23 protein-coding genes and 1 tRNA gene are annotated in these 19,706 nt (G+C 68.5%); 12 read left to right on the top strand and 12 right to left on the bottom strand.

Annotated elements, in window-relative coordinates; genetic code table 11:
- Positions 1 to 6: 6 nt before the first annotated feature.
- Both AC4OR5_RS21440 and yedA read right to left on the bottom strand, forming a co-directional pair.
- Complete coding sequence (locus tag AC4OR5_RS21440; RefSeq protein ID WP_003102243.1) at positions 7 to 252, bottom strand: hypothetical protein; 246 nt, start codon at positions 250 to 252, stop codon at positions 7 to 9.
- Between the two features lie 33 nt (positions 253 to 285).
- On the bottom strand, positions 286 to 1,176 hold the full coding sequence (yedA, locus tag AC4OR5_RS21435; protein ID WP_003102245.1) for a drug/metabolite exporter YedA: 891 nt from the start codon (positions 1,174 to 1,176) through the stop codon (positions 286 to 288).
- 154 nt (positions 1,177 to 1,330) lie between these two features.
- Here yedA and AC4OR5_RS21430 point away from each other — a divergent pair, with 154 nt between their 5' ends.
- On the top strand, positions 1,331 to 1,798 hold the full coding sequence (locus tag AC4OR5_RS21430) for an Lrp/AsnC family transcriptional regulator (RefSeq protein WP_003095262.1): 468 nt from the start codon (positions 1,331 to 1,333) through the stop codon (positions 1,796 to 1,798).
- A 168-nt stretch (positions 1,799 to 1,966) separates the two neighbouring features.
- Here the strand turns inward: AC4OR5_RS21430 and AC4OR5_RS21425 are convergent, their stop codons facing one another.
- The gene (locus AC4OR5_RS21425) at positions 1,967 to 3,244 is read right to left on the bottom strand and encodes an acetyl-CoA C-acetyltransferase (RefSeq protein WP_003095263.1); all 1,278 of its coding nucleotides are present in this window, start codon (positions 3,242 to 3,244) and stop codon (positions 1,967 to 1,969) included.
- 254 nt (positions 3,245 to 3,498) lie between these two features.
- Here AC4OR5_RS21425 and AC4OR5_RS21420 point away from each other — a divergent pair, with 254 nt between their 5' ends.
- Positions 3,499 to 4,854 carry a 3-oxoacyl-ACP reductase gene (locus tag AC4OR5_RS21420; RefSeq protein ID WP_003161349.1) on the top strand — a complete coding sequence of 452 codons (1,356 nt, stop codon included), beginning with the start codon at positions 3,499 to 3,501 and terminating at the stop codon, positions 4,852 to 4,854.
- Positions 4,855 to 4,964: 110 nt separating this feature from the next.
- On the opposite strand, the gene AC4OR5_RS21415 is transcribed toward AC4OR5_RS21420, so the two are convergent.
- Entirely contained in the window at positions 4,965 to 5,966 is a 1,002-nt protein-coding gene (locus tag AC4OR5_RS21415) for an AraC family transcriptional regulator (protein ID WP_003095270.1), read from the bottom strand.
- A gap of 260 nt (positions 5,967 to 6,226) precedes the next feature.
- Here AC4OR5_RS21415 and AC4OR5_RS21410 point away from each other — a divergent pair, with 260 nt between their 5' ends.
- The 4 genes from AC4OR5_RS21410 (at position 6,227) to AC4OR5_RS21395 (ending at position 8,903) form a co-directional block, all read left to right on the top strand.
- On the top strand, positions 6,227 to 7,084 hold the full coding sequence (locus AC4OR5_RS21410) for a MaoC family dehydratase (protein ID WP_058156340.1): 858 nt from the start codon (positions 6,227 to 6,229) through the stop codon (positions 7,082 to 7,084).
- 81 nt (positions 7,085 to 7,165) lie between these two features.
- Complete coding sequence (locus AC4OR5_RS21405; RefSeq protein WP_058159915.1) at positions 7,166 to 7,471, top strand: nucleotide pyrophosphohydrolase; 306 nt, start codon at positions 7,166 to 7,168, stop codon at positions 7,469 to 7,471.
- Positions 7,468 to 8,217, top strand: a complete 750-nt coding sequence (locus tag AC4OR5_RS21400; protein ID WP_016562387.1) for a methyltransferase domain-containing protein — start codon at positions 7,468 to 7,470, stop codon at positions 8,215 to 8,217. The genes AC4OR5_RS21405 and AC4OR5_RS21400 overlap by 4 nt, the downstream gene beginning before the upstream one ends.
- A 65-nt stretch (positions 8,218 to 8,282) precedes the next feature.
- A complete protein-coding gene (locus AC4OR5_RS21395; protein ID WP_023098143.1) occupies positions 8,283 to 8,903 on the top strand; it encodes a DUF4136 domain-containing protein in 621 nt (206 codons plus the stop codon).
- On the opposite strand, the gene AC4OR5_RS21390 is transcribed toward AC4OR5_RS21395, so the two are convergent.
- Positions 8,888 to 9,823 carry a glycerophosphodiester phosphodiesterase family protein gene (locus AC4OR5_RS21390; RefSeq protein ID WP_003111412.1) on the bottom strand — a complete coding sequence of 312 codons (936 nt, stop codon included), beginning with the start codon at positions 9,821 to 9,823 and terminating at the stop codon, positions 8,888 to 8,890. The two genes, AC4OR5_RS21395 and AC4OR5_RS21390, sit on opposite strands and share 16 nt — an antisense overlap.
- A 130-nt stretch (positions 9,824 to 9,953) precedes the next feature.
- On the opposite strand from AC4OR5_RS21390, the gene AC4OR5_RS21385 reads away from it, so the two are divergent.
- From AC4OR5_RS21385 to AC4OR5_RS21365, 5 genes are all read left to right on the top strand, one after another.
- Positions 9,954 to 10,517: a DUF4136 domain-containing protein gene (locus AC4OR5_RS21385; protein ID WP_003095282.1), complete on the top strand. Its 564-nt coding sequence runs from the start codon at positions 9,954 to 9,956 to the stop codon at positions 10,515 to 10,517.
- Between the two features lies 1 nt (position 10,518).
- Positions 10,519 to 11,001 (top strand): GNAT family N-acetyltransferase, encoded by a 483-nt coding sequence (locus AC4OR5_RS21380; RefSeq protein WP_003135262.1) that lies wholly within the window; start codon positions 10,519 to 10,521, stop codon positions 10,999 to 11,001.
- Positions 10,991 to 11,368, top strand: a complete 378-nt coding sequence (locus AC4OR5_RS21375; protein WP_003095286.1) for a DsrE family protein — start codon at positions 10,991 to 10,993, stop codon at positions 11,366 to 11,368. Before AC4OR5_RS21380 ends, AC4OR5_RS21375 begins: the two co-directional genes overlap by 11 nt.
- Positions 11,365 to 11,832 (top strand): glycine cleavage system protein H, encoded by a 468-nt coding sequence (locus AC4OR5_RS21370; protein WP_058159916.1) that lies wholly within the window; start codon positions 11,365 to 11,367, stop codon positions 11,830 to 11,832. Before AC4OR5_RS21375 ends, AC4OR5_RS21370 begins: the two co-directional genes overlap by 4 nt.
- Positions 11,833 to 11,948: 116 nt before the next feature.
- Entirely contained in the window at positions 11,949 to 12,677 is a 729-nt protein-coding gene (locus AC4OR5_RS21365) for a GrpB family protein (protein WP_003111408.1), read from the top strand.
- 22 nt (positions 12,678 to 12,699) lie between these two features.
- On the opposite strand, the gene AC4OR5_RS21360 is transcribed toward AC4OR5_RS21365, so the two are convergent.
- The 3 genes from AC4OR5_RS21360 to AC4OR5_RS21350 all read right to left on the bottom strand — a co-directional run bounded on the left by AC4OR5_RS21360 (position 12,700) and on the right by AC4OR5_RS21350 (position 14,739).
- The gene (locus AC4OR5_RS21360) at positions 12,700 to 13,305 is read right to left on the bottom strand and encodes a P-loop NTPase family protein (RefSeq protein ID WP_196740612.1); all 606 of its coding nucleotides are present in this window, start codon (positions 13,303 to 13,305) and stop codon (positions 12,700 to 12,702) included.
- Complete coding sequence (locus AC4OR5_RS21355) at positions 13,275 to 14,075, bottom strand: class I SAM-dependent methyltransferase (protein WP_058156338.1); 801 nt, start codon at positions 14,073 to 14,075, stop codon at positions 13,275 to 13,277. The genes AC4OR5_RS21360 and AC4OR5_RS21355 overlap by 31 nt, the downstream gene beginning before the upstream one ends.
- Positions 14,076 to 14,370: 295 nt before the next feature.
- Positions 14,371 to 14,739 (bottom strand): hypothetical protein, encoded by a 369-nt coding sequence (locus AC4OR5_RS21350; RefSeq protein WP_079980180.1) that lies wholly within the window; start codon positions 14,737 to 14,739, stop codon positions 14,371 to 14,373.
- Positions 14,740 to 15,001: 262 nt separating this feature from the next.
- Between AC4OR5_RS21350 and AC4OR5_RS21345 the strand changes: the two genes are divergently transcribed.
- Positions 15,002 to 15,724 carry a carbon-nitrogen hydrolase family protein gene (locus AC4OR5_RS21345; RefSeq protein ID WP_058156336.1) on the top strand — a complete coding sequence of 241 codons (723 nt, stop codon included), beginning with the start codon at positions 15,002 to 15,004 and terminating at the stop codon, positions 15,722 to 15,724.
- 40 nt (positions 15,725 to 15,764) lie between these two features.
- Here AC4OR5_RS21345 and AC4OR5_RS21340 read toward each other — a convergent pair.
- The 4 genes from AC4OR5_RS21340 to AC4OR5_RS21325 all read right to left on the bottom strand — a co-directional run bounded on the left by AC4OR5_RS21340 (position 15,765) and on the right by AC4OR5_RS21325 (position 19,556).
- Positions 15,765 to 15,860, bottom strand: a tRNA-Sec gene (locus AC4OR5_RS21340).
- A 131-nt stretch (positions 15,861 to 15,991) separates the two neighbouring features.
- Positions 15,992 to 16,609: a class I SAM-dependent methyltransferase gene (locus tag AC4OR5_RS21335; protein ID WP_003095305.1), complete on the bottom strand. Its 618-nt coding sequence runs from the start codon at positions 16,607 to 16,609 to the stop codon at positions 15,992 to 15,994.
- Positions 16,610 to 16,703: 94 nt separating this feature from the next.
- Complete coding sequence (locus tag AC4OR5_RS21330) at positions 16,704 to 18,101, bottom strand: APC family permease (protein WP_058155646.1); 1,398 nt, start codon at positions 18,099 to 18,101, stop codon at positions 16,704 to 16,706.
- 48 nt (positions 18,102 to 18,149) lie between these two features.
- Positions 18,150 to 19,556 (bottom strand): aminotransferase, encoded by a 1,407-nt coding sequence (locus tag AC4OR5_RS21325; RefSeq protein WP_003111398.1) that lies wholly within the window; start codon positions 19,554 to 19,556, stop codon positions 18,150 to 18,152.
- Between the last annotated feature and the right edge of the window lie 150 nt (positions 19,557 to 19,706).

Raw genomic sequence — 19,706 nt, 5'->3', positions numbered from 1 at the left:
GACCGTTCAGGGCGTCAGGCGAAAACGCAGTGGCGAATCCTCGGCCTCGGCGCCGTTCTCGCTCTCGCCGAAGGCCCGGCGCTCGATGGGGTCCTGGCCGAAATACTCCTTGATCGGCGACTCGATGGCCTTGCCGCCGGGGCTCACGTGACTGGCGCAACCGCCAAGGAACACCAGGACCACACCGATGACCAGCGCTTTCATCTTCGTACCCCCGTCAGCCCGGCCCATCCGGGCGCTGCGCCGCAGCATGGCGCAGCCCGCCTTAGGGATCGCTTAAGGCATTCAGGCGGCGGCGCGGCTGGCGCGCCACTGGGGCAGGCCGATGAGCACCACGGCGCTGATGATCACCAGCATCGCCAGCCCCTCGATACCGCCGATCCGCTCGCCGGCGAACAGGGTGCCGAGCAGCACCGCCACCGCCGGATTGACGTAGGCATAGCTGGTGGCCGCCGCCGGCCGCACGTTGCGCAGCAGGTACTGGTAGGCGCTGAAGGCGATGATCGAGCCGAACAGGATCAGGTACACCAGCGCCAGCCAGCCGCTGGTGCTCGGCCAATGCTCCAGGCGCTCGCCGCTGGCCAGACTGCCGACCAGCAGCACCGCGCCGCCGACCAGCATTTCCGCGGCGCTGGCCATCGGTCCGGCCGGCAGCGACAGGCGCCGGCTCCACACCGAGCCGAAGGCCCAGGACGCGGCGGCGAACAGGATCAGGCCGGCGCCGGCAGGGCTGGCCTGGAGGTTCGAACCGAGGTTGAGCAGGACGATGCCGAACAGCCCAAGCACGATGCCGCCCCATTCCAGGGTGGTGTTGCGCTGGCCGAACAACTGGCTGAACAGCAGGGTGAACAGCGGCACCGTAGCCACCGCGAGGGCCGCCACCCCGGAAGACACGCCCCAGTGCTCGGCCACCGTCACCCCGCCGTTGCCGCAACTGAGCAGGAGGATTCCGACGATCCCCGCGCCGCGCCACTCGCGCCAGGTCGGCAGCGGCGCGCCGCGCCAGCGCAACCAGGCGAACATCAGGCCGCCGGCGATGACGAAGCGCACCCCGGCCATCAGCATCGGTGGCCAGGACTCGACGCCGAAGCGGATCGCCAGGTAAGTGGAGCCCCAGATGAAGTACAGGGCGAAGAACGCACCGAAAAGCAACAGCGGAATGCGACGGGCAGGCATGGAAAGCACTCGACAGGGCAGGCGGGAGAAAGACTTCATTTTATGAGGTCGCTACCCGCCGGTTAAGACACAGCCGCTGGTTATCGGGACGTAACACTTTTCTTTCCATGGAAATCGGCCATGCTTTCCGTCGATTCGACAACCGGGACCCATCATGGACAAATACGACCGTGCGCTCCTCGCCGCCCTGATCGACAACGGCCGCCTGACCTTCGCCGAACTGGCCCGGCGCATCAACCTGTCGCCCCCGGCGGTGGCCGACCGGGTGGCCAAGCTGGAGGCCGAAGGGGTGATTACCGGCTACCACGCCTCGGTGAACCTGGCCAAGCTCGGCCTGCCCATCGAGTGCGTCATCGAACTGCGGATCACCGAGAAGGATTGCCAGTCGGTGCTCGACGAACTGGCCCGGATCCCCCAACTGACCCTCTGCCACCGGATCACCGGCGACGCCTGCGTGCTGATGAAGGCCGCCGTGGCTTCGATGCCGGAGCTGCAGGACCTGATCGACCGGCTGATGAAGTTCGGCATCAGCAAGACCTCGATGATCCTCTCCACCCCCTTCGCCGACCGCCAGCCGGCAAGCCTGCGGGGGCAGGACGGCAATGGCGGATGTGCGGCGTGAGCCCTTCGCCGGGGTTATCCGGCAGGCGTCGGGATCCGTACCTTCATCGCCGCCACGAACCCGAACCGTAGGGCACCGGCAAAAAAAAGGCGGTCCCGTTCGCACGGCACCGCCCAAGTCACGGAGTTGCTTACATCGTCGAGCGACAAGGCCGCTCGCCCTATTGGATTACCGCTCGATGATCGCGGTCACACCCTGCCCACCGGCGGCGCAGATGGAAATCAGCCCGCGTCCCTGCTCCGCCACCGAGAGCAGCTTGGCCAGGTTGGCGACGATCCGTCCTCCCGTGGCGGCGAACGGGTGGCCGGCGGCCAGCGAGCTGCCCTTGACGTTAAGCTTGCTGCGGTCGATGGAGCCCAGCGGCTGGTCGAGGCCGAGACGGGTCTTGCAGTACTCGGGGTCTTCCCAGGCCTTCAGGGTGCAGAGCACCTGGGCGGCGAAGGCCTCATGGATCTCGTAGTAGTCGAAGTCCTGCAGGCTCAGGCCGTTGCGTGCCAGCAGCCGCGGCACCGCGTAGACCGGCGCCATCAGCAGGCCCTCCTGGCGATCGACGAAGTTCACCGCCGCCGCCTCGCCGTCCTTGAAGTAGGCCAGGATCGGCAGGCCGCGCGCCTTCGCCCACTCCTCGCTGGCCAGCAGTACCACCGAGGCGCCGTCGGTCAGCGGCGTCGAGTTGGCCGCCGTGAGGGTGCCGCGCGAGCCGCGCTCGAACACCGGCTTGAGGGTGCCGATCTTCTCCAGGTCGATATCCGGGCGCAGGTTCTGGTCGCGGGTCAGGCCGCGGAACGGCGTCATCAGGTCGTTCTGCCAGCCCTCCTCATAGGCCGCGGCCAGCTTGTGGTGGCTCTCGAAGGCCAGCCTGTCCTGCTCGTCGCGGGGAATCTGCCAGGTCTGCGCCATCAGTTCGCAGGACTCCCCCATCGACAGCCCGGTGCGCGGCTCGCCGTTGCGCGGGATGGCCGGGACCACGTGGCGCGGGCGGATCTTCAGCAGGCTCTTGAGCTTGTCCAGGTTGCTCTTGCCACGGTTGGCCTCGAGGAGAATCTTGCGCAGGCCCTCGTTGACCCCGATCGGCGCGTCGGAAGTGGTGTCGACGCCGCCGGCGATGCCGCTGTCGATCTGCCCGAGGGCGATCTTGTTGGCCACCAGGATCGCCGCCTCCAGGCCGGTACCGCAGGCCTGCTGGATATCGTAGGCCGGGGTTTCCGGGGCCAGGCGCGAACCGAGCACGCATTCGCGGGTCAGGTTGAAGTCGCGCGAATGCTTCAGCACGGCGCCGGCCACCACCTCGCCAAGGCGCTCGCCATGCAGGTTGTAGCGCTCCACCAGGCCTTCCAGGGCGGAAGTGAGCATCTCCTGGTTGCTCGCCGTGGCGTACACGGTGTTCGAGCGGGCGAAGGGAATACGGTTGCCGCCGACAATGGCGACCCGGCGCAGCTGGGTCATGGAAGAACTCCTTGCTGGAATCGTTTACGCCGAGCCGAGGCTCGACCCGTTAACTGAGCGGTCAGTGGCGCACAGGCTAACCTTAGCCGGTCGCGTCGCATTGGCCGCCCTGCCGTTATCCCGGTCAGCGCGGTCAATTGCGGCGAACAGGTGGCTGCGTAGAGTTGTCCACACTGTTACCCGCGTTCCCTCGGCATCGTTGGCCGGCGGAATCCACCTTCAGCCTTGGAGCCTTTCCACCGGGAGCCCGTTCCATGACCGATCGTTACATCGCCTTCGCCAACTCCCCCGTCGGCCGCCGCCTGGTTGGCGCCGTCGGCCTTCCCTCCCCGCTGCGCCTGGAGCGCTGGCAGGCCGGCCGGGTGCGGCCGGTGGACGGCCCGCTGGTGATCGGCGGGAGCGGCGCGCTGGCCGAGGCCGTGCTGCCCTTCGCCGGCAAGCTGACCGACGCGGTGTTCGCCGCCGTCGAGGGACAGTTCGAGCTGCCGCGCTGGACCGCCGAACACAGCCCGCGGGCCAAGGCGGTGCTGTTCGACGCCAGCGGCCTGACCCGCTTCGAGCAGTTGGTGGCGCTGCGCGACTTCTTCCAGCCGGTGCTCAAGGGCCTCGACACATGCCCGAAGGTGGTGGTCCTCGGACGCCCCCCCGAGTCTCTCAAGGACCCGGTCGCCGCCAGCGTGCAACGCAGCCTGGAAGGTTTCACCCGCTCCCTGGGCAAGGAAATCCGTCGCGGCGGCAACGTGCAGTTGCTGTACGTCGGCAAGGGCGCCGAGGACCAACTGGAAGGCGCACTGCGCTTCTTCCTCTCGCCGAAGAGCGCCTACGTCTCCGGCCAGGTGATCCGTCTTGCCGCCAACAGCGCCCAGGTCCACGACTGGAGCAAGCCGCTGGCCGGCCAGCGCGCGCTGGTCACCGGCGCCGCCCGCGGCATTGGCGCGGCCATCGCGGAAACCCTGGCGCGCGACGGCGCGGAAGTGGTGCTGCTCGACGTGCCGCCGGCCAGGGAGGCCCTCGAAGGCCTCGCCGCGCGCCTCGGCGGCCGTGCCGTGGCCCTCGACATCTGCGCCGCGGACGCCGGGCAGCAACTGGTGGACGCGCTGCCTGAGGGCGTCGATATCGTCGTGCACAACGCCGGGATCACTCGCGACAAGACCCTGGCGAAGATGAGCAGCGACTTCTGGAACTCGGTGATCAACGTCAACCTCAATGCCCCGCAGGTGCTGACCCAGGCCCTGCTCGACGGCGGCAAGCTGCATGACAACGGCCGGGTGGTGTTGCTGGCGTCGATCAGCGGCATCGCCGGCAACCTCGGGCAGAGCAACTACGCGGTGAGCAAGGCCGGCCTGATCGGCCTGGCCCAGGCCTGGGCGCCGGCGCTGGGCAAGCGCGGCATCACCATCAACGCGGTGGCGCCGGGCTTCATCGAGACGCAGATGACCGCCGCCATTCCGCTGACCATCCGCGAGGCCGGCCGGCGGATGAACTCCATGAGCCAGGGCGGCCTGCCGCAGGACGTCGCCGAAACGGTGGCCTGGTTCGCCCAGCCGTCATCCGGCGCGGTCAGCGGCCAGGTGCTGAGGGTGTGCGGGCAGAGCCTGCTGGGGGCCTGAGGCGGCCCCTGCCCCCCGGCGACAGGACGCCGACCCGGTAGGGCGGATAACGCCAACGGCGTTATCTGGCCCTGCACCGGGAAACCACCGGTAGCCCCTTCGGACAGGCCCTACCCGCGCCCCTGCTGCCCGCGCCGGCGGAACTCCACCGGCGTCTCGCCGACCCAGCGCTTGAACGCGCGATAGAAGGTGCTCGGCTCGGAAAACCCGGTGCGTTCGACGATCACTTCGATGCGCTCGTCGGTCTTCAGCAGCAGTTCCTTGGCCAGTCGGCAGCGGTAGTCGGTGACCAGGTCGTTGAAGCGCACCCCGGCCATCGCCAGGCGTTCGCGCAGACGTCGGGCCGGCATGCCGAGGCGCGCGGCGACCTGCTCCAGGGTGGCGCCTCCGTCCACCAGCAACTCGCCGATCAGTTCGCGGACCTGGCGCACCAGGTCCAGGCGCTCCACTTCGGCCAGTTGCCGGCGCGCCAGCGACTCGTGCATGCGCAGCAGTTCCGGGGCGGCGTGGCGCGAGGGTTTGTCCAGCACCGCGGCATCGAATACCAGCGCGTAGCGCGGCATGCCGAGGATCGTCGGGCAGCCGTAGACCGCACGGTAGCGCTCCATCGGCGCGCCGGTTTCGTTCATCAGTTGCACTTCCAGCGGCTTGAACTCGCCCTCGGTGAGCGCGCCGAACAGGCGGATCACCGCGCCGGCGAGCATTTCCGGGAAGTGACGGTTGATCGCCGGCGATTCGCCCAGCGACAGCACCGCGCGCTCGCCCTCCACCTCCAGTTGCGCCTGCAGGGTGTCGGACAGCAGGCGTACGTAGCGCAGGGAATGGCGCAGGCCGGCGCCGAAGGTATCGCTGGAGAGGAACAGGTATTCCAGGAGCAGGCCGTGGAACGCCGGCAGGTGCTCGGCCAGGTGCAGGCCGACATGCTCTTCGCCGCACTCGTCGGCGGCGGCCTTCCAGAACAGGTTCTGTGCGGAATGGGGGAAACGGCCGGCCGGCAGGCCACCCGGCGGCAGCCCGACACGGACCAGGACCCGGTCCGGATCGCAGCCGCTGGCGCGCAGGGCGTCGATCACCGGGCGCATCAGCGCTACATCGTCGGTCAGATCACGCATGGTGTTTTTTCTAGTTATCCATGGGGCGGGCCCATCTTAGGCAGCTTTGCCATCCCCTCTCAAGGAGAGGCCATAGAAATAACCCATCCCGCATGACGGAAAAACCCTCAGATCGACTAGCCGCCGGCGTGGTCGAAAATCTCGATGCAGACGCATCCCGGAGCCGATTGACCGCCCTGCCAGCGGCGTCGGCCAGGCGGCCAATGCCTGCTGCGGGTGCTCGACTAAGCTGACAGCCACCTATTTCGAGGAGATGTCCAATGCCCACCGCCTGGCTCGACCTGCCCGTCCCACCCGCCCTGCCCGGCCTGTTCCTGCGCGCCGCACTGCGCCGCGGCATCCGCGGCAAGGCCCTGCCCGAGCGCGGCCTGCGCAGCCAGGTCACGGTGGACCCGAAGCACCTCGAGCGCTACCGCCAGGTCTGCGGCTTCCGCGACGACGGCCTGCTGCCGCCGACCTACCCGCACATCCTCGCCTTCCCGCTGCAGATGGCGCTGCTCACCGACAAGCGCTTCCCCTTCCCGCTGCTCGGCCTGGTCCACCTGGAGAACCGCATCGACGTGCTGCGCGCGCTCGGCGGCCTCGGCCCGTTCACCGTGAGCGTCGCGGTGGAAAACCTGCAACCGCACGACAAGGGCGCCACCTTCAGCATCGTCACCCGCCTGGAAGACCAGCTTGGCCTGCTCTGGGTCGGCGACAGCAAGGTGCTCTGCCGCGGCGTCAAGGTGCCCGGCGAGATTCCGCCGAAAGCCGAGCAGGAGCCGCTGCCGCTGGAGCCGGTCGACAACTGGAAGGCGCCCGCCGACATCGGCCGGCGCTATGCCCGTGCCGCCGGCGACTACAACCCGATCCACCTGTCGGCGCCCAGCGCCAAGCTGTTCGGCTTTCCCCGCGCCATCGCCCACGGCCTGTGGAACAAGGCTCGCAGCCTGGCCGCCCTCGGCGAGCGACTGCCAGCCTCGGGCTATCGGGTCGAGGTGCGCTTCCAGAAGCCAGTGCTGCTGCCGGCCAGCCTCACCCTCCTGGCCAGCGCGGCGGCGGCGGACGGCCAGTTCAGCCTGCGCGGCAAGGACGACCTGCCGCACATGGCCGGGCATTGGAGCCGGCTACAGGGCTGACGCCGGTCCGCCATGCCTTGAAGCTTCGGGCGCAAAGCCCGAAGCTATGCGGCTGCTTACCGCCACCGCGAAGAATCCCCCATGGACCTGCACGAACTCACCGCGCGCCTGCACGCCATCCGCGACCGCAACGACTGGCGCCAATTCCACAGCCCGAAGAACCTGGCCATGGCCGCCAGCGTCGAGATGGCCGAACTGGTGGAGATCTTCCAGTGGCTGACGGAAGACCAGTCGCGCACGCTGTCGGCCAAGCAGCTCGAACACGCTGGCCAGGAAGTTGGCGACATCGTCCTTTATCTGCTGCTGTTCTGCGGGGAAACCGGCCTCGACCTGGAACAGGTGGTGCGCGCCAAGCTGGCCGACTGCGAACGGCGCTTCCTGCCATGAGCGACCGCCATTTCGACGAACTGGCGACGCGCTTCGCCGAAAAGATCTATGGCGGCGCCAAGGGTGCGATCCGCCTCGCGGTACTCCAGGCCGACCTCGCCGAGGCCCTCCCGGAGCGACCTCTGCGGGTCCTCGACATCGGCGCCGGGCTCGGCCACATGTCGCTCTGGCTGGCCGCTCGCGGCCACCGCGTAACCCTCGCCGAGCCAGCGCAACCCATGCTCGACGGCGCCCGCCAGCACTTCGCCGAAGCCGGGCAGGCCGCCGAATTCATCCAGGCGCCCTGGCAGGAACTGCTCGGCCAGCTCACCGAGCCCTACGACCTGGTGCTCTGCCACGCCGTGCTCGAGTGGCTGGCCGAACCCCATGCGATCCTGCCGGTGCTGCACCAACTCTGCGCACCCGGCGGCTGGCTGTCGCTGGCCTTCTACAACCGCGACGCGCTGATCTACCGCAACCTGCTCAAGGGCCACTTCCGCAAGCTGCGCAAGGAGCGCTTCGCCGGCGAGGGGCAGAGCCTGACCCCGCAGCGCCCGCTCGACCCGCGCGAGCTGGAACAGGCGCTGGCAGCGCGTTGGCGCATCGAGGCGCGCAGCGGCGTGCGGGTGTTCCACGACTACATGCCGAGCGAGTTCCAGGCCAAGGCCGAACGGCTCGACCTGGTGGAAATGGAACTGGCCTACCGCCGCCACCCGGCCTTTGCCGGGCTTGGCCGCTACCTGCACTGGCTGTGCCGCCCGCAATGAAAGGCGCAGAATGCAGTCTGAGCCTGCAAGGGCCGCCGACGTAGCGCGGCCACGGAGCGTCGAGCATGCAATCGCGACTGTTGATCCTGCCGTTACTCGCCAGCCTGGCCGCCCTCGGTGCCTGCCAGGGCGACAATCCCTACCGCGCCAGCTCTCTGCCCTACCCGCCGCAGCCGGCCACCGCGGCCAATCCCGGCCTCGATCCCGGCGCCTATCCGGCGGCGCCGCGCGACTACGCCCGCTACCGTAGCTGGAGCTGGGCCGCCGCCGGGGTCAGCGGCTTTCCCCAGGGCCTGGACGACAACCAGTTGCGCGACGCCGTCAGCCAGCAGCTCGACCAGCGCGGCCTGCGCCCGGCGCGGCCGGGCAGCGCGTCCGACCTGCAGGTCAGCGCGTTCCTGCGCAACGAACTGCGCACCCGCCAGGTCACCGACTACTACGGCGGCTACTACGGCAACTACGGCGGCTGGCGCGATCCCTGGTACGGCTATGGCGCCAGCTACCCGGTGACCCGCAGCTACACCGTGCAGGTCACCGTGGTCCGCGTCGAGCTGAACGACGCCCGCAGCGGCCAGCCGGTGTGGGGCAACAGCGCCGAGTTCGACTCCGGCGACTCCGTCAGCGAACAGGCCAAGGCCCTGCGCGAAGCGGTGAAACGGGCGCTGTCGAGCTACCCGCCGGGCTGATCGGCGAGCACCCGGCGGCGGATCGCCTCCATCTTCCTGGGCGAGTTGCTCATCACCGCGTCGGCGCCCAGGGCGCGCGCGGTGCGGTAGTCCTCGGCGGTCTCGATGCCGAACATCACCACCTTCACCGGCTCGCGGCGCACGCAGTCCATCGCTTTGCGCGTCCACAACTGCGCCGCCGGCACCTTGTAGGAAGACTCGCCAAGGGTGAAGCGCTCGGTCACCGTCAGTTCGCGGCGCAGCTCGATGCCCATCCAGGTGCCGCCGGCCGGCGGTGCCTCGCAGCGCTCGCCGAAGGCCAGGCCGACCAGGCGGTTGCGCGTCGCATCGCGGCTTTCGAACTGTCGCGCGCGGTCCGCGTAGCGCTGCGCCAGGTAGTCGTTGGCGGCCTTCTCGGTGGAATAGAAACGCACCCGCGACCAGGCCTTCTGCCGCTCCAGCTCGCCGGCCACGGCATCGACCAGCGGCTCCACCGGCAGCGACTTCATGTCGAGGAACACCGGCACCTGCGGCGGGATCGCCCGCAGCGCCTGGCGCAGCGTAGGAATCCGCAGCGGCTTCTGGCGGTAGGGATAGCTGCCGTCCTCGGCCTTGAACATATAGCCGGCGTTCAAGCGCGCCAGCTCGGCCAGGCTCGACTGGCCGACCGCGCCGGCGCCCTGGGTCAGGACCGCCAGGTCAGCGGGGCGATAGAGCACCGGATGGCCATCGGCGCTCAACTGCACCGACAGCCATAGCGCGTCGGCGCCGTTGTCCAGCGCCTTGCGGATCGCCAGCAGGGTGTTCTCCGGGTAGTCCGCGGTGCCGGCGCGGTGGGCCACCAGCAGCGGGCCCGGGCCATCCGCCGGGACCACCGAGCGTGCCTCGACGCAGCCGGTCAGCGACAGGCCCAGCAGCAGGATCGCAATACTTCGATTCATTTCATTCTCCCGTCGCGCCTATAGGGCGGGCGCTCGCCAACGTTACTTGTGAAGACGTTTCAAACCCGCGTTTCCTCTTGCCTTTCATCCGGCGCTGAGCTTGGATGTGAACTCTGACTGGAGAAAAACCATGATCCGCCGAATCCTGCTGCTCGGCCTGCTCCTCAGCCTCGCAGCCTGCGAAACCACCCAGCTCGACCGCGACTTCGACAGCTCCCGCGACTTCGCCGCCTACCGCAGCTGGAGCTGGTCGCAACCCGCCTTCGAATACCGCCCCGACGACCCACGCATCAAGAGCGACCTCACCGAGCAACGCATCCGCGAAGCCGTCGCCCAGCAGCTCGACCAGCGCGGCCTGCGTCCGGCCCAGGGCAACGCCAGGGGCGACGTCACGGTGCGCGCCTACCTGATCGTCGACGATCGCCAGGACCAGATCACCACCAACTACGGCGGCGGTTACTGGGGCGGCTACTGGGGAGGATACTGGGGCGGCCCGGCGATGGCCGAGACGCGCACCGTGAATTACAAGGTTGCCACCCTCCAGGTCGACCTGTTCGACGGCAAGGACGGCAAGCTGGTCTGGCGCGGCAGCGGCGAGCAGATCATGCGCACCAGCCCGCCGAGCCCGGCCGAGCGCGAGCAGGCGATCCGCGAGACGGTACAGAAAGTCATGTCGCAATACCCGCCGCGCTGACATGCAGCTCAGCCACCGCCCGGCGGAGACCGGCGACCTGGAGACGGTCGCCGGCTTCCCCCAGGACCGCGACGAACTCTTCTATTGCTACCCCAAGGCGATCTGGCCGTTCAGCGTCGCCCAACTGGCCGCCGCCATCGCCGAACGTCGCGGCAGCACCGTGGCCGTGCACGACGGACAGGTGGTCGGCTTCGCCAACTTCTACCAGTGGCAGCACGGCGACTTCTGCGCCCTCGGCAACATGATGGTGGCGCCCGCCGCGCGCGGCCTGGGCGTGGCCCGCTACCTGATCGGGGTCATGGAAAACCTCGCCCGCGAACAGTACAAAGCGCGCCTGATGAAAATTTCCTGCTTCAACGCCAACGCCGCCGGACTGCTGCTCTATACCCAGCTCGGCTACCAGCCGCGCGCCATCGCCGAACGCCACGATCCGGACGGACGGCGCGTGGCGCTGATCCAGATGGACAAGCCCCTTGAACCCTGACACCCACGCCCAGCGCGTCCTCATCATCGTCTCCAGCGGCCCGAGCACCCCGGCCCGCTGCGCCGCGCCCTTCCACACCGCGACCCTGCTGGCCTGCATGGACGCCGAGGTGACCCTGTTCCTCAGCGGCGAAGGCGTGCAGTTGGCGCGCCGCGCCGTCGCCGACCAGTTGCGCGCGCTGGACGGCGGCGAGCCGCTGCGCCACTTCATCCGCCAGGCCCGCGAGGCCGGCGCGCGCCTGCTGATGTGCCGCCAACCCGGGGTGAACATCGACGAAAGCGAACTGATCGAGGAACTCGACGAAATCTCCAGCGGCGGCGAACTGGCACGGCTGATCCTCGAATCCGAGCGGGTGCTGACCCTATGAGCGCGAACCTGCACGGCCTGGAATTCCCCGACGGGCTGTTCTACGCCCCGGACTACAACCTGTGGCTGCGCGAGGAAGTCGGAGGCAGCCTGACCCTGGGCCTGAGCGCCTACGGCTGCGCGCTGTATGGCGAAATCTTCGCCTTCACCCCCAAGCGCGACGGCTGGCACATCGAACGCGACCGCAGCTTCGGCGTGGTCGAGTTCGCCAAGGCTGCCTCCTCGGCCCGCAGCCCGTTGGCCGGGACCCTGCTGGCGAGCAACCCGGCGGTGGTCAAGCGCCCGGCGCTGATCAACCGGGATTGCTACGGCGAGGGCTGGATGGTACGGCTGCAACCGGACGACTGGGCCTCGGCGCGGAGCGCGTTTCTCCAGGGAGACGCGGCGCGGGAGGCATTCGCCGAACGCATGCGCCTGGATGGGTTCGATCCGCAGCATCCAGGGGTGCAGGCGCTGGACTTCTGAGACTCCCGGGTTTTACCCGCACCCCGCTCGCGGAAGGCGGATAACGCCGCTGGCGTTATTCGCCCTACCCCAGCTCTCCATCGCCGCCAATCTCCCGCATATCCCCGGAGTCCGCCATGTCCTCACCCCAACCGCCCCGCTTCGACGGCCAACGCTGGAGCAACGCCGACGACGACCGCATCGAGGTGCTGCCTGCCGACCCCGCCTGGCCACAACACTTCGCCGCCGAAGCCGAGGCCATCCGCACGGCGCTGGCGCTGCCCGGGCTGGGCATCGAGCATGTCGGCAGCACCGCGGTGCCCGGGCTCGACGCCAAGCCGATCATCGACATCCTCCTGCTGCCGCCGCCCGGCCACGATCCGCAGCGGCTGGTAGCCCCGCTGGAGGGCCTCGGCTACCAGTTCTGGCGCGAGAACCCGAACACCCAGCGGATGTTCTTCGTCAAAGGCATGCCGCCCTTCGGCCATGGCCGCACCCACCATGTCCATGTCATGCCCCTGGCCCAGGCCGACCGCTACCTGCTGTTCCGCGACTGGCTGCGCAACCACCCCGACGACGCCCGCCTCTACGCCGAAGCCAAGCACGCCCTGGCCCGCCGCTACCCCACCGACCGCGAGGCCTATACCCGTGGCAAGGACGAGGTCGTCGCAAGGATTCTCGGCCGGGCGCTGGCGGCGACGCGGCACCCAATGATACAGAGTGGCCTGGTAAGGGGAGAACGCGAAATGCACGCCAGGGAACTGCGTGAAACGCTGGTCGCCGGCGCGGAATCGACGCCAGGCGGCCCCGCCGATACAGCCTATTTCGAGTCGCTGCGCAGCCGGGTAAGCAAGCCCCAGGACTGAGGCGGATAGCGTGCTTCGCTCACTACTGCGACTGTGCGAGCACGGCTTCCACCAACCTCTCGATCACCTCCCCCACCCTCCCCGGCTCGCCAACCTCCACCCAGCGCAAATGCGCGAACCGCGGATCCTCGCGCAGGCCGGTGTATTTGCGGCGGTTGCCTGCGAAGGTGGTCCATGACCAGAGCAGGATCGAATCCCTGGAGCAGAACGCCATCCGCAGCGATTCACGGTTGCCGTGGGACAGGCGGGTGCGCAGCAGGCCCCGGGCCAGGGTGCGGCGAAGGACCCGGGAGAACACCGTCCAGCGCCCGAAATTCAGCCATACCACATGGGTGGCGCGGCCCCAGAGCAGCTCGCGGACGGCGCTGTAGTTGCCGTCGGCGACCCAGCGCGGCCCCGTCGTCGCCTGCTCCACGGCGTGCTCGAAGCGTTCGTGGGGCACGGCTTGCCAGCCGGGGCCCCAGTAGAGTCGGTCGAGTTCGACATGCGTACAACCCAGCCTGGCGGCCAGCGCGGCGGAGAAGGTCGACTTCCCGGCCCCGCTGGTGCCGACCACCACCACACGCAGCGGCGCGCCTCGCTCGGCCTCGACGCGAGTCATGCCTTGACCGCGACCAGCGTGTAGCACATCGGGATCGCCAACGGTCCGTCCTCGTAGAGGTCGTAGAGTTCCTCGCGGTTCGAGTGCGGGTACTCCTTGAAGTGACTCAGGCGCAGGCCGGCGTTGAGCAGCCCGCCGAGGATGTCGCCGAGCGGGTGGACGTACCAGTAGCTGGCGATGCCGGTATCGCTGCCGCTGCCTTCGTAGACGATGGCCTCCTGGGATACGTGGGGCGTGTCGGTGAAGTAGTCGTTGCGCAGTTCGAACGGTCGCTCCGACTCGGGTTCGAGCATCTCCAGGAACGGGTGGGTTTCATAGATCGCCAATTGCCCGCCCGGCTTCAGCAGGCCGCTCACCGAGGCGAAGAAGCGCGCGATGTCGGGCATCCAGTTGAGCACACCGATGGTGATCAGCAGCAGGTCGAACTGACCGTTCAGCTCGGCCGGCAGCTCGTAGGCATTGGCTTCGACGAAACGCGGCTGGTGCGGCGAGCGCTCGGCCAGGTGTCGCGCCTGGGCGAGGAAGGCGGCGGACTGGTCGATCCCCACCGCCCGCGCAACGCCGAAGGCGTACAGCGAAAGCACTTCCCGGCCGTTGTTGCAGCCGACCTGGATCGCCGCCTTGCCGGCCAGGTCCAGATTGCGCAGCACGCCAGCCAGGGTCTCGTCCAGGCAACTAAAGCCGGTTTCCTGTACCGCCAGCGACAATTCCTGCCAGCCGCTGCCACGCAGGTGACTGTCGGCGGACGCGTCCCAGGCGCGTCGGTTGCTTTCCACCGCGTGTTCAAGATCCGTCATGCGAAAACCTCAGAAGTGTTCCCAGGAAGGCCAGCCGAGTCGCGAACCCGCAGCCCACTCAATCACGGAATTGCAGCCCGATATGGGCTCGGCAGTCGCGTCGTTCCAGGCTGCCTTCCTGGAAAACGCCACAGGCGCGGTCCTTCAGAGGCAGCGTCTGTGCCACCACGGTCACCCGCACCTCGTTCGCCGGTTGGCGCTGCTCGGCGGGTCGCGGCGCCTGACGCCGGCCGTTCAGGTTGTCGGCCCCGCCTGGCGGGATGCGCCGGCGCGTCGCGGCGATCCGCCTGCATGCTCAATAGAGACCGGTGGCGCTGCCCCGCTCGAACAGCGGCACCTGGTTGGCCAGGATCATGTTGTAGCTGAGCATGAACGGCACCCCGCCGTCGCTTTCGGCGATCTGGCTTACCCAGCCGATGGGGTTGTTGAACAGCGATTCGTCGGGGCTGAGCACGCCGACGGCGGCGCTGTCCGGGTCGCCGTCCCAGGTCACGTCGCCCCAGTGCCAGCCGAGGCCACGCACGTACTGCGCCCCGATCAGAGCGCCGAGGGCGAAGACCGCCTCGTCGTCGAGGCTGCGCCCCTGCTCCCTCGCATCGCGCACGTAGTCGGTGATGGCGGCGACGATCTGCGCCGGCGTCTCGTCCGCGGCGACGCCAAGCAAGGCGAGCCCCTGTGCCTGCAGCTCCGCCAGTTGCTGTTGCAGGTCCGTTGAAAGCGGATTGATCTCGGCCATCCCTGTTCTCCCGAGGCAAGCGTGCGCACTCGTCCGTCGGGCGCGCCATGAAGCGCGTTATCTTACGGCTTCGCGGCGACGAAAGCGCCCTCCCCAGCCAAACGTAGCGCAGCCGCTAATCGCCTCTTCCCGGAAATGCTGCCTTCGGCTCTACTGGCGAATTTGTGCCATCCATACCCGAGACAGCCCCATGACGCTGATCGCCGCCGCCCAGAGCTGCGCCCACCCCGCCGACCTGCCACGCAACCTCGACGACCACCTGCGCCTGATGCGTATCGCCCAGGCACGGGGCGTGCGCCTGCTGGTGTTTCCCGAACTGTCGCTCACCGGCTACGAACCCACCGCTGCCGCCGCCCTCGCCCAGCCCGCGGACACGCCCCTGCTGCAACCGCTGCGCCAGCTCGCCGAGCAGGCACGGATGACCACGGTGGTCGGCCTGCCGCTGCGCTCGCCGAAGCATGCCAAGCCGCTGATCGCCGCCCTGATCCTCGGCGCCGACGGCAGCCTCGGCGTCTATGCCAAGCAGCACCTGCACGCGGGCGAGGAACGCCACTTCTCATCCGGCGACGGCGGCCCCCTGCTGGAGATCGACGGCCTGCCGATGGCGTTGGCGGTCTGCGCCGACTTCAGCCAACCCAGCCACCCGGCCCACGCCGCCCGTGCCGGCGCTCGCCTCTACATCGCCAGCGCGCTGATCGGAGAAAATGGCTACCCGGCCGACTCGACCCTACTGGCCGGTTATGCCCGCGAGCACGGAATGGGCGTGCTGCTGGCCAACCATGGCGGGCCGACGGGTGGCTGGAAGGCGGCGGGCAGGAGTGCGTTTTGGAATGAGCGGGGAGCGCTGGTCAGGGAGACGACGGGGACGGGTGAGACGCTGCTTCTGCTGGAACGGACCGAGATAGACGCTTGATCCTGTGAGACACGATGGCCGCCGAAAGCGAGCGGAGAATTGGCGGAAGGCAGTGGGAGTCGAACCCACCCAGGAACGGCTGCCGTCCCCCACCGGATTTGAAGTCCGGCCACGCCACCGGGCGTGATTGCCTTCCTCTTTGATTTGCAAGAGGTTTTCCTCGAGACGGGAGCTTATCAGGCCGGGGTCCGAAGAAGAAATGCCGGATGTCATGGAAAGTCGCTCGCATGGCCGGGCGAGCAGAGCGTAGCCCAGCCTCGGAGCACTTCACAGGCGTTTCAGGCAATGGCAGTAGACGAAGTGCTGGACCCGGCCGGCGGGAGTGACGTGGTGTTCGTCGCGGTGCTCGGTGAGCTGGAAGGCGGAGCCGAACTCGGCGTGCAGTTCGTCGGCGTCGTAGCGCATGACCGGCAGGCCGCTGCATTCGGTCGGACCGTCGGCGGCGAAGGTGGCGACGATCACGTGGCCGCCGTGGCGGACCGCCTTCATCACCTGGCGCACGTATGCGCGGCGGGCTTCGGCAGTGGTAAGGAAGTGGAACACGGCGCGGTCGTGCCAGACATCGTAGGTGGCTTCCGGCAGGTCGACGCCGGTGATGTCGCCGGCGATCCAGCGCACCTCTTCGCCGCGCGCGCCGAGGCGGTTGCGGGCGACGCGCAGGGCGGCGTCGGAAAGGTCGAGCACCGTCAGGTCGCCGAAGCCTTCGGCGAGCAGGCCGTCGACCAGGGTCGAGGCGCCGCCGCCGACATCGATGATCGCCGCCTCGCGGGGCGCGCCGATGCGTCGGATCAGGTCGAGGGACAGCGTCGCCTCGGCCTGGAACCAGCTCACCGCGTCGGACGGCTTGCTCTCGTATACCCGTTGCCAGTGCTCTCGTTCGGACATGACGACCTTCTCCGTGTTGCGCTGCGACCCATTACCCACCAAGGGCGTTAACGGCACATTAACGCCATAGGCGCTGTTGCGACAGGGCCGCTCCTCAACCGTAGGCACCGCGCAGCGACGTCACGCCGCGCCTTCGCGCCGCCTGGCGGATCAGCAGTTCGCCCACGGCCAGGGCCAGCGCCACGCCGCCGACGATCTTGCCGGCGTAGGCCCAGTCCATCGGCGCGCCGGGGGTGACGACGAACAGGCAGATGCCGGCCAGCACATGCAGCGCGACGAACAGCGCCCAGAGACTGGCCAGGCGGTCGCCCAGCGGCATCCGGTAGGGCCGTGGACGCGGGTCGGCGCGGCGCAGGCGGACGAAGGCCAGGCACATCAGCACGTAGGGCATCATGAAAACCATGGCGAAGATCGACAGCAGGGTCCAGAACAGTTCCTCGGCTGTGTGCGCCACCAGGCCGTAGAGCAGCAGCAGGACGATGCTCACCGCCGAGGCCAGCACCGCCGAGCCGATCGGCGTGCCGTGGCGCGAATGGACCACGCCGAACAGCGCCGGCAGCTCGCCGGCCTTGGCCGCTTCCACCGCGGCACGGTTGGTGCCCATGCTCCAGGTGACCATGTTGGTGAAGAGGGTGAACAGGACGAAGACGCCGACCAGGTCGGCGAGCATCCCGCCGGCGCCGTCGTGGCCGTAGATGTTGTAGAGGGTGTGGGCGAAGATCCGGGTGACGTCGGTATCCTCGGCCGGTACCGCGGCCAGCACGCCGAGGGTGCCGAAGATGTTGAAGGCGCCGACGATCAGCCCGGAGATCAGCACCGCGCGCGGGATGTCGCGGCGCGCGTTGCGCATCTCCGCGGCGCTGCAACAGGCCAGCTCGGTCCCCATGATGCCGTAGACCATCACTCCCAGCGCGGCCATCTGGCCCGGCGAGGACGGGACGATGGAGTCCAGGCTGAAGTCGTTGGCGAAGCCATGGTTCCAGCCGTGGTGCAGGCCGCCGACGCCCAGGGCGAGCACCGCGAGCAGCTTGAGCAGCGCGCCGAGGTTCGGCAGCCACTTGCCCAAGCGCAGCGCGACCACGTTGAACGCCGCGGTGAGCAGCGCCAGGGCGATGCCGATGGCGATCTTGCCCCAGAGGCTCAGCTCGGGGAAATAGAAGGCGCCGAGCATGCTGCCGAACAGGGTGTAGACCGAAGGCATCCACAGTGCGTTGTTGACCCAGTACATCCATGACACCCGGGCCCCCCAGCGGAAGCCGAAGGCGCTGCGCACCCAGTGGTAGACGCCGCCGTTGGCGGGGAAGGCGGTGCCCAGCTCGGAGGTCATCATGGCCATCGGCAGGAACAGCAGGACCAGCACGTAGAGCCACCAGAACAGGCTCGACGGACCGAGGGAGGAAGCCAGGGCGATCTGGTCCATGAAGAGCATCGCCGAGACCGTGTAGAGCACCACATCGCGCAACCGCAGGACCTTGTTCTTGTTGTCGTCCATTGGGGTTCTCCTGAATGTTCGGGTGGGGCGCCGGCGGCGCCCCGGCGCTTACCGGTGACCGGCGCGGACAAGGTCCTCCACGGTTTCCTCGATGCTCTCGCGCAGCACCCGGACCACGGTATCGACCTGTTCGCGGGTGAGGATCAGCGGCGGCGACATCACGTTCAGGTGGACGATCGGACGAACCAGCAGGCCGCGCTTCTGCGCCCGCAGGTGGACCCACTCGCCGATGTTCAGGCTTTCCGGGAACAGCGCCTTGCTCGCCTTGTCGGCGACGAACTCGACACAGGCCATGAAGCGCATCCCGCGCACGTCGCCGACGATGGGCAGGTCGCGGAGGCTTTGCAGGCGCTCCTCGAAGTAGCGGCCGACCTCGTCGGCGTGGGCGAGCAGGCCCTCGCGCTCGATGATCTCGATGTTCTTCAGCGCCGCCGCGCAGGCCACCGGGTGGCCGGAGTAGGTGAAACCATGGCTGAAGCAGCGGCCCTTGTCCGGCTCGGCGATCACCTCCCAGATGCGCCGGGAGAAGATGCACGCGCCCAGCGGCTGGTAGCCGGAGGTGAGGCCCTTGGCGGTGAGGATGATGTCCGGCTGTACGCCGAACACCGCCTGGCTGGCGAAGAAGTGGCCGAGGCGGCCGAAGGAGGTCACCACTTCGTCGGAGATGTACAGCACGTCGTAGCGCTGGCACAGCTCCCACATCCGCCGGTGGTAGCCCGCGGGCGGGACGATCACGCCGCCGGAGCCGAACACCGGTTCGGAGATGAACGCCCCCACCCGGTCGGCGCCCAGTTCGAGGATCTTGCGTTCGAACTCCTCCACCAGGCCATCGAGGAACTCGGCCTCGCCCACTCCTTCCGGAGCGCGGTAGTAGTAGGGACAGGCGAGGTGGTGGATGCGCTCGTCGAGGAAGTCGAACTCGGCCGGCCGGTCGGCGCTCTTGCCGCCCAGCGACATGCCGAGGAAGGTCGAGCCGTGGTAGGCGTTGATCCGCGTGATGACGTGCTTCTTGGCGCGCTTGCCGCGGCAGTTCTGGTAGTAGTGCATGAGGCGGATCGCGGTGTCCACGGCGGTGGAACCGCCGGTGGTGAGGAACACGTGGTCGAGGTCGCCGGGGGCCAGCTCGGCGAGCTTGCGGCAGAGTTCGATGGCGCGCGGGTTGGCCATGTCGCAGAAGGGATTGGAATAGGCCAGCAGGCGGGTCTGCTCGGCCACGGTGCGAGCCATTTCCTCGCGCCCCAGGCCGATGTTGGTGCACCACATGCCGCCCACCGCGTCGAGGTAGCGGTTGCCGGCGGTGTCGTAGATATAGGCGCCGTCGCCGGCGGCGATGTTCAGCGAGCCGTTGACGCGGTGGTCGTCGAACACGTGGTAGCCGTGCATGTAGTGGGCCTGGTCGGCACGGACCAGGTCGGCGTCGCCGAGGGGGGACGTGGCGTGCAGTCTTGCGTTCATCGGGCTGTCGCTCTTCTCGGATGGATGCTCCGAGGGTGCAAGAGCACCGCGCGGCGGGCCATACCCCATTTTGGGGTAAGCGCTGGGTGCGGCCGACGCGGCTTGCTATCCTGCGGCGACAACGACAAGAACGAGCCGTACCGTCCATGC

The organism is Pseudomonas sp. YA1, assembly GCF_058680555.1.
This window is presented reverse-complemented; position numbering and strand designations above follow the sequence as displayed.

Coding starts and splice junctions, on each gene's coding strand:
- AC4OR5_RS21440 (WP_003102243.1), bottom strand. CDS start 252: ATGCTGCGGCGCAGCGCCCGGATGGGCCGGGCTGACGGGGGTACGAAG.
- yedA (WP_003102245.1), bottom strand. CDS start 1,176: ATGCCTGCCCGTCGCATTCCGCTGTTGCTTTTCGGTGCGTTCTTCGCC.
- AC4OR5_RS21430 (WP_003095262.1), top strand. CDS start 1,331: ATGGACAAATACGACCGTGCGCTCCTCGCCGCCCTGATCGACAACGGC.
- AC4OR5_RS21425 (WP_003095263.1), bottom strand. CDS start 3,244: ATGACCCAGCTGCGCCGGGTCGCCATTGTCGGCGGCAACCGTATTCCC.
- AC4OR5_RS21420 (WP_003161349.1), top strand. CDS start 3,499: ATGACCGATCGTTACATCGCCTTCGCCAACTCCCCCGTCGGCCGCCGC.
- AC4OR5_RS21415 (WP_003095270.1), bottom strand. CDS start 5,966: ATGCGTGATCTGACCGACGATGTAGCGCTGATGCGCCCGGTGATCGAC.
- AC4OR5_RS21410 (WP_058156340.1), top strand. CDS start 6,227: ATGCCCACCGCCTGGCTCGACCTGCCCGTCCCACCCGCCCTGCCCGGC.
- AC4OR5_RS21405 (WP_058159915.1), top strand. CDS start 7,166: ATGGACCTGCACGAACTCACCGCGCGCCTGCACGCCATCCGCGACCGC.
- AC4OR5_RS21400 (WP_016562387.1), top strand. CDS start 7,468: ATGAGCGACCGCCATTTCGACGAACTGGCGACGCGCTTCGCCGAAAAG.
- AC4OR5_RS21395 (WP_023098143.1), top strand. CDS start 8,283: ATGCAATCGCGACTGTTGATCCTGCCGTTACTCGCCAGCCTGGCCGCC.
- AC4OR5_RS21390 (WP_003111412.1), bottom strand. CDS start 9,823: ATGAATCGAAGTATTGCGATCCTGCTGCTGGGCCTGTCGCTGACCGGC.
- AC4OR5_RS21385 (WP_003095282.1), top strand. CDS start 9,954: ATGATCCGCCGAATCCTGCTGCTCGGCCTGCTCCTCAGCCTCGCAGCC.
- AC4OR5_RS21380 (WP_003135262.1), top strand. CDS start 10,519: ATGCAGCTCAGCCACCGCCCGGCGGAGACCGGCGACCTGGAGACGGTC.
- AC4OR5_RS21370 (WP_058159916.1), top strand. CDS start 11,365: ATGAGCGCGAACCTGCACGGCCTGGAATTCCCCGACGGGCTGTTCTAC.
- AC4OR5_RS21365 (WP_003111408.1), top strand. CDS start 11,949: ATGTCCTCACCCCAACCGCCCCGCTTCGACGGCCAACGCTGGAGCAAC.
- AC4OR5_RS21355 (WP_058156338.1), bottom strand. CDS start 14,075: ATGACGGATCTTGAACACGCGGTGGAAAGCAACCGACGCGCCTGGGAC.
- AC4OR5_RS21345 (WP_058156336.1), top strand. CDS start 15,002: ATGACGCTGATCGCCGCCGCCCAGAGCTGCGCCCACCCCGCCGACCTG.
- AC4OR5_RS21335 (WP_003095305.1), bottom strand. CDS start 16,609: ATGTCCGAACGAGAGCACTGGCAACGGGTATACGAGAGCAAGCCGTCC.
- AC4OR5_RS21330 (WP_058155646.1), bottom strand. CDS start 18,101: ATGGACGACAACAAGAACAAGGTCCTGCGGTTGCGCGATGTGGTGCTC.
- AC4OR5_RS21325 (WP_003111398.1), bottom strand. CDS start 19,556: ATGAACGCAAGACTGCACGCCACGTCCCCCCTCGGCGACGCCGACCTG.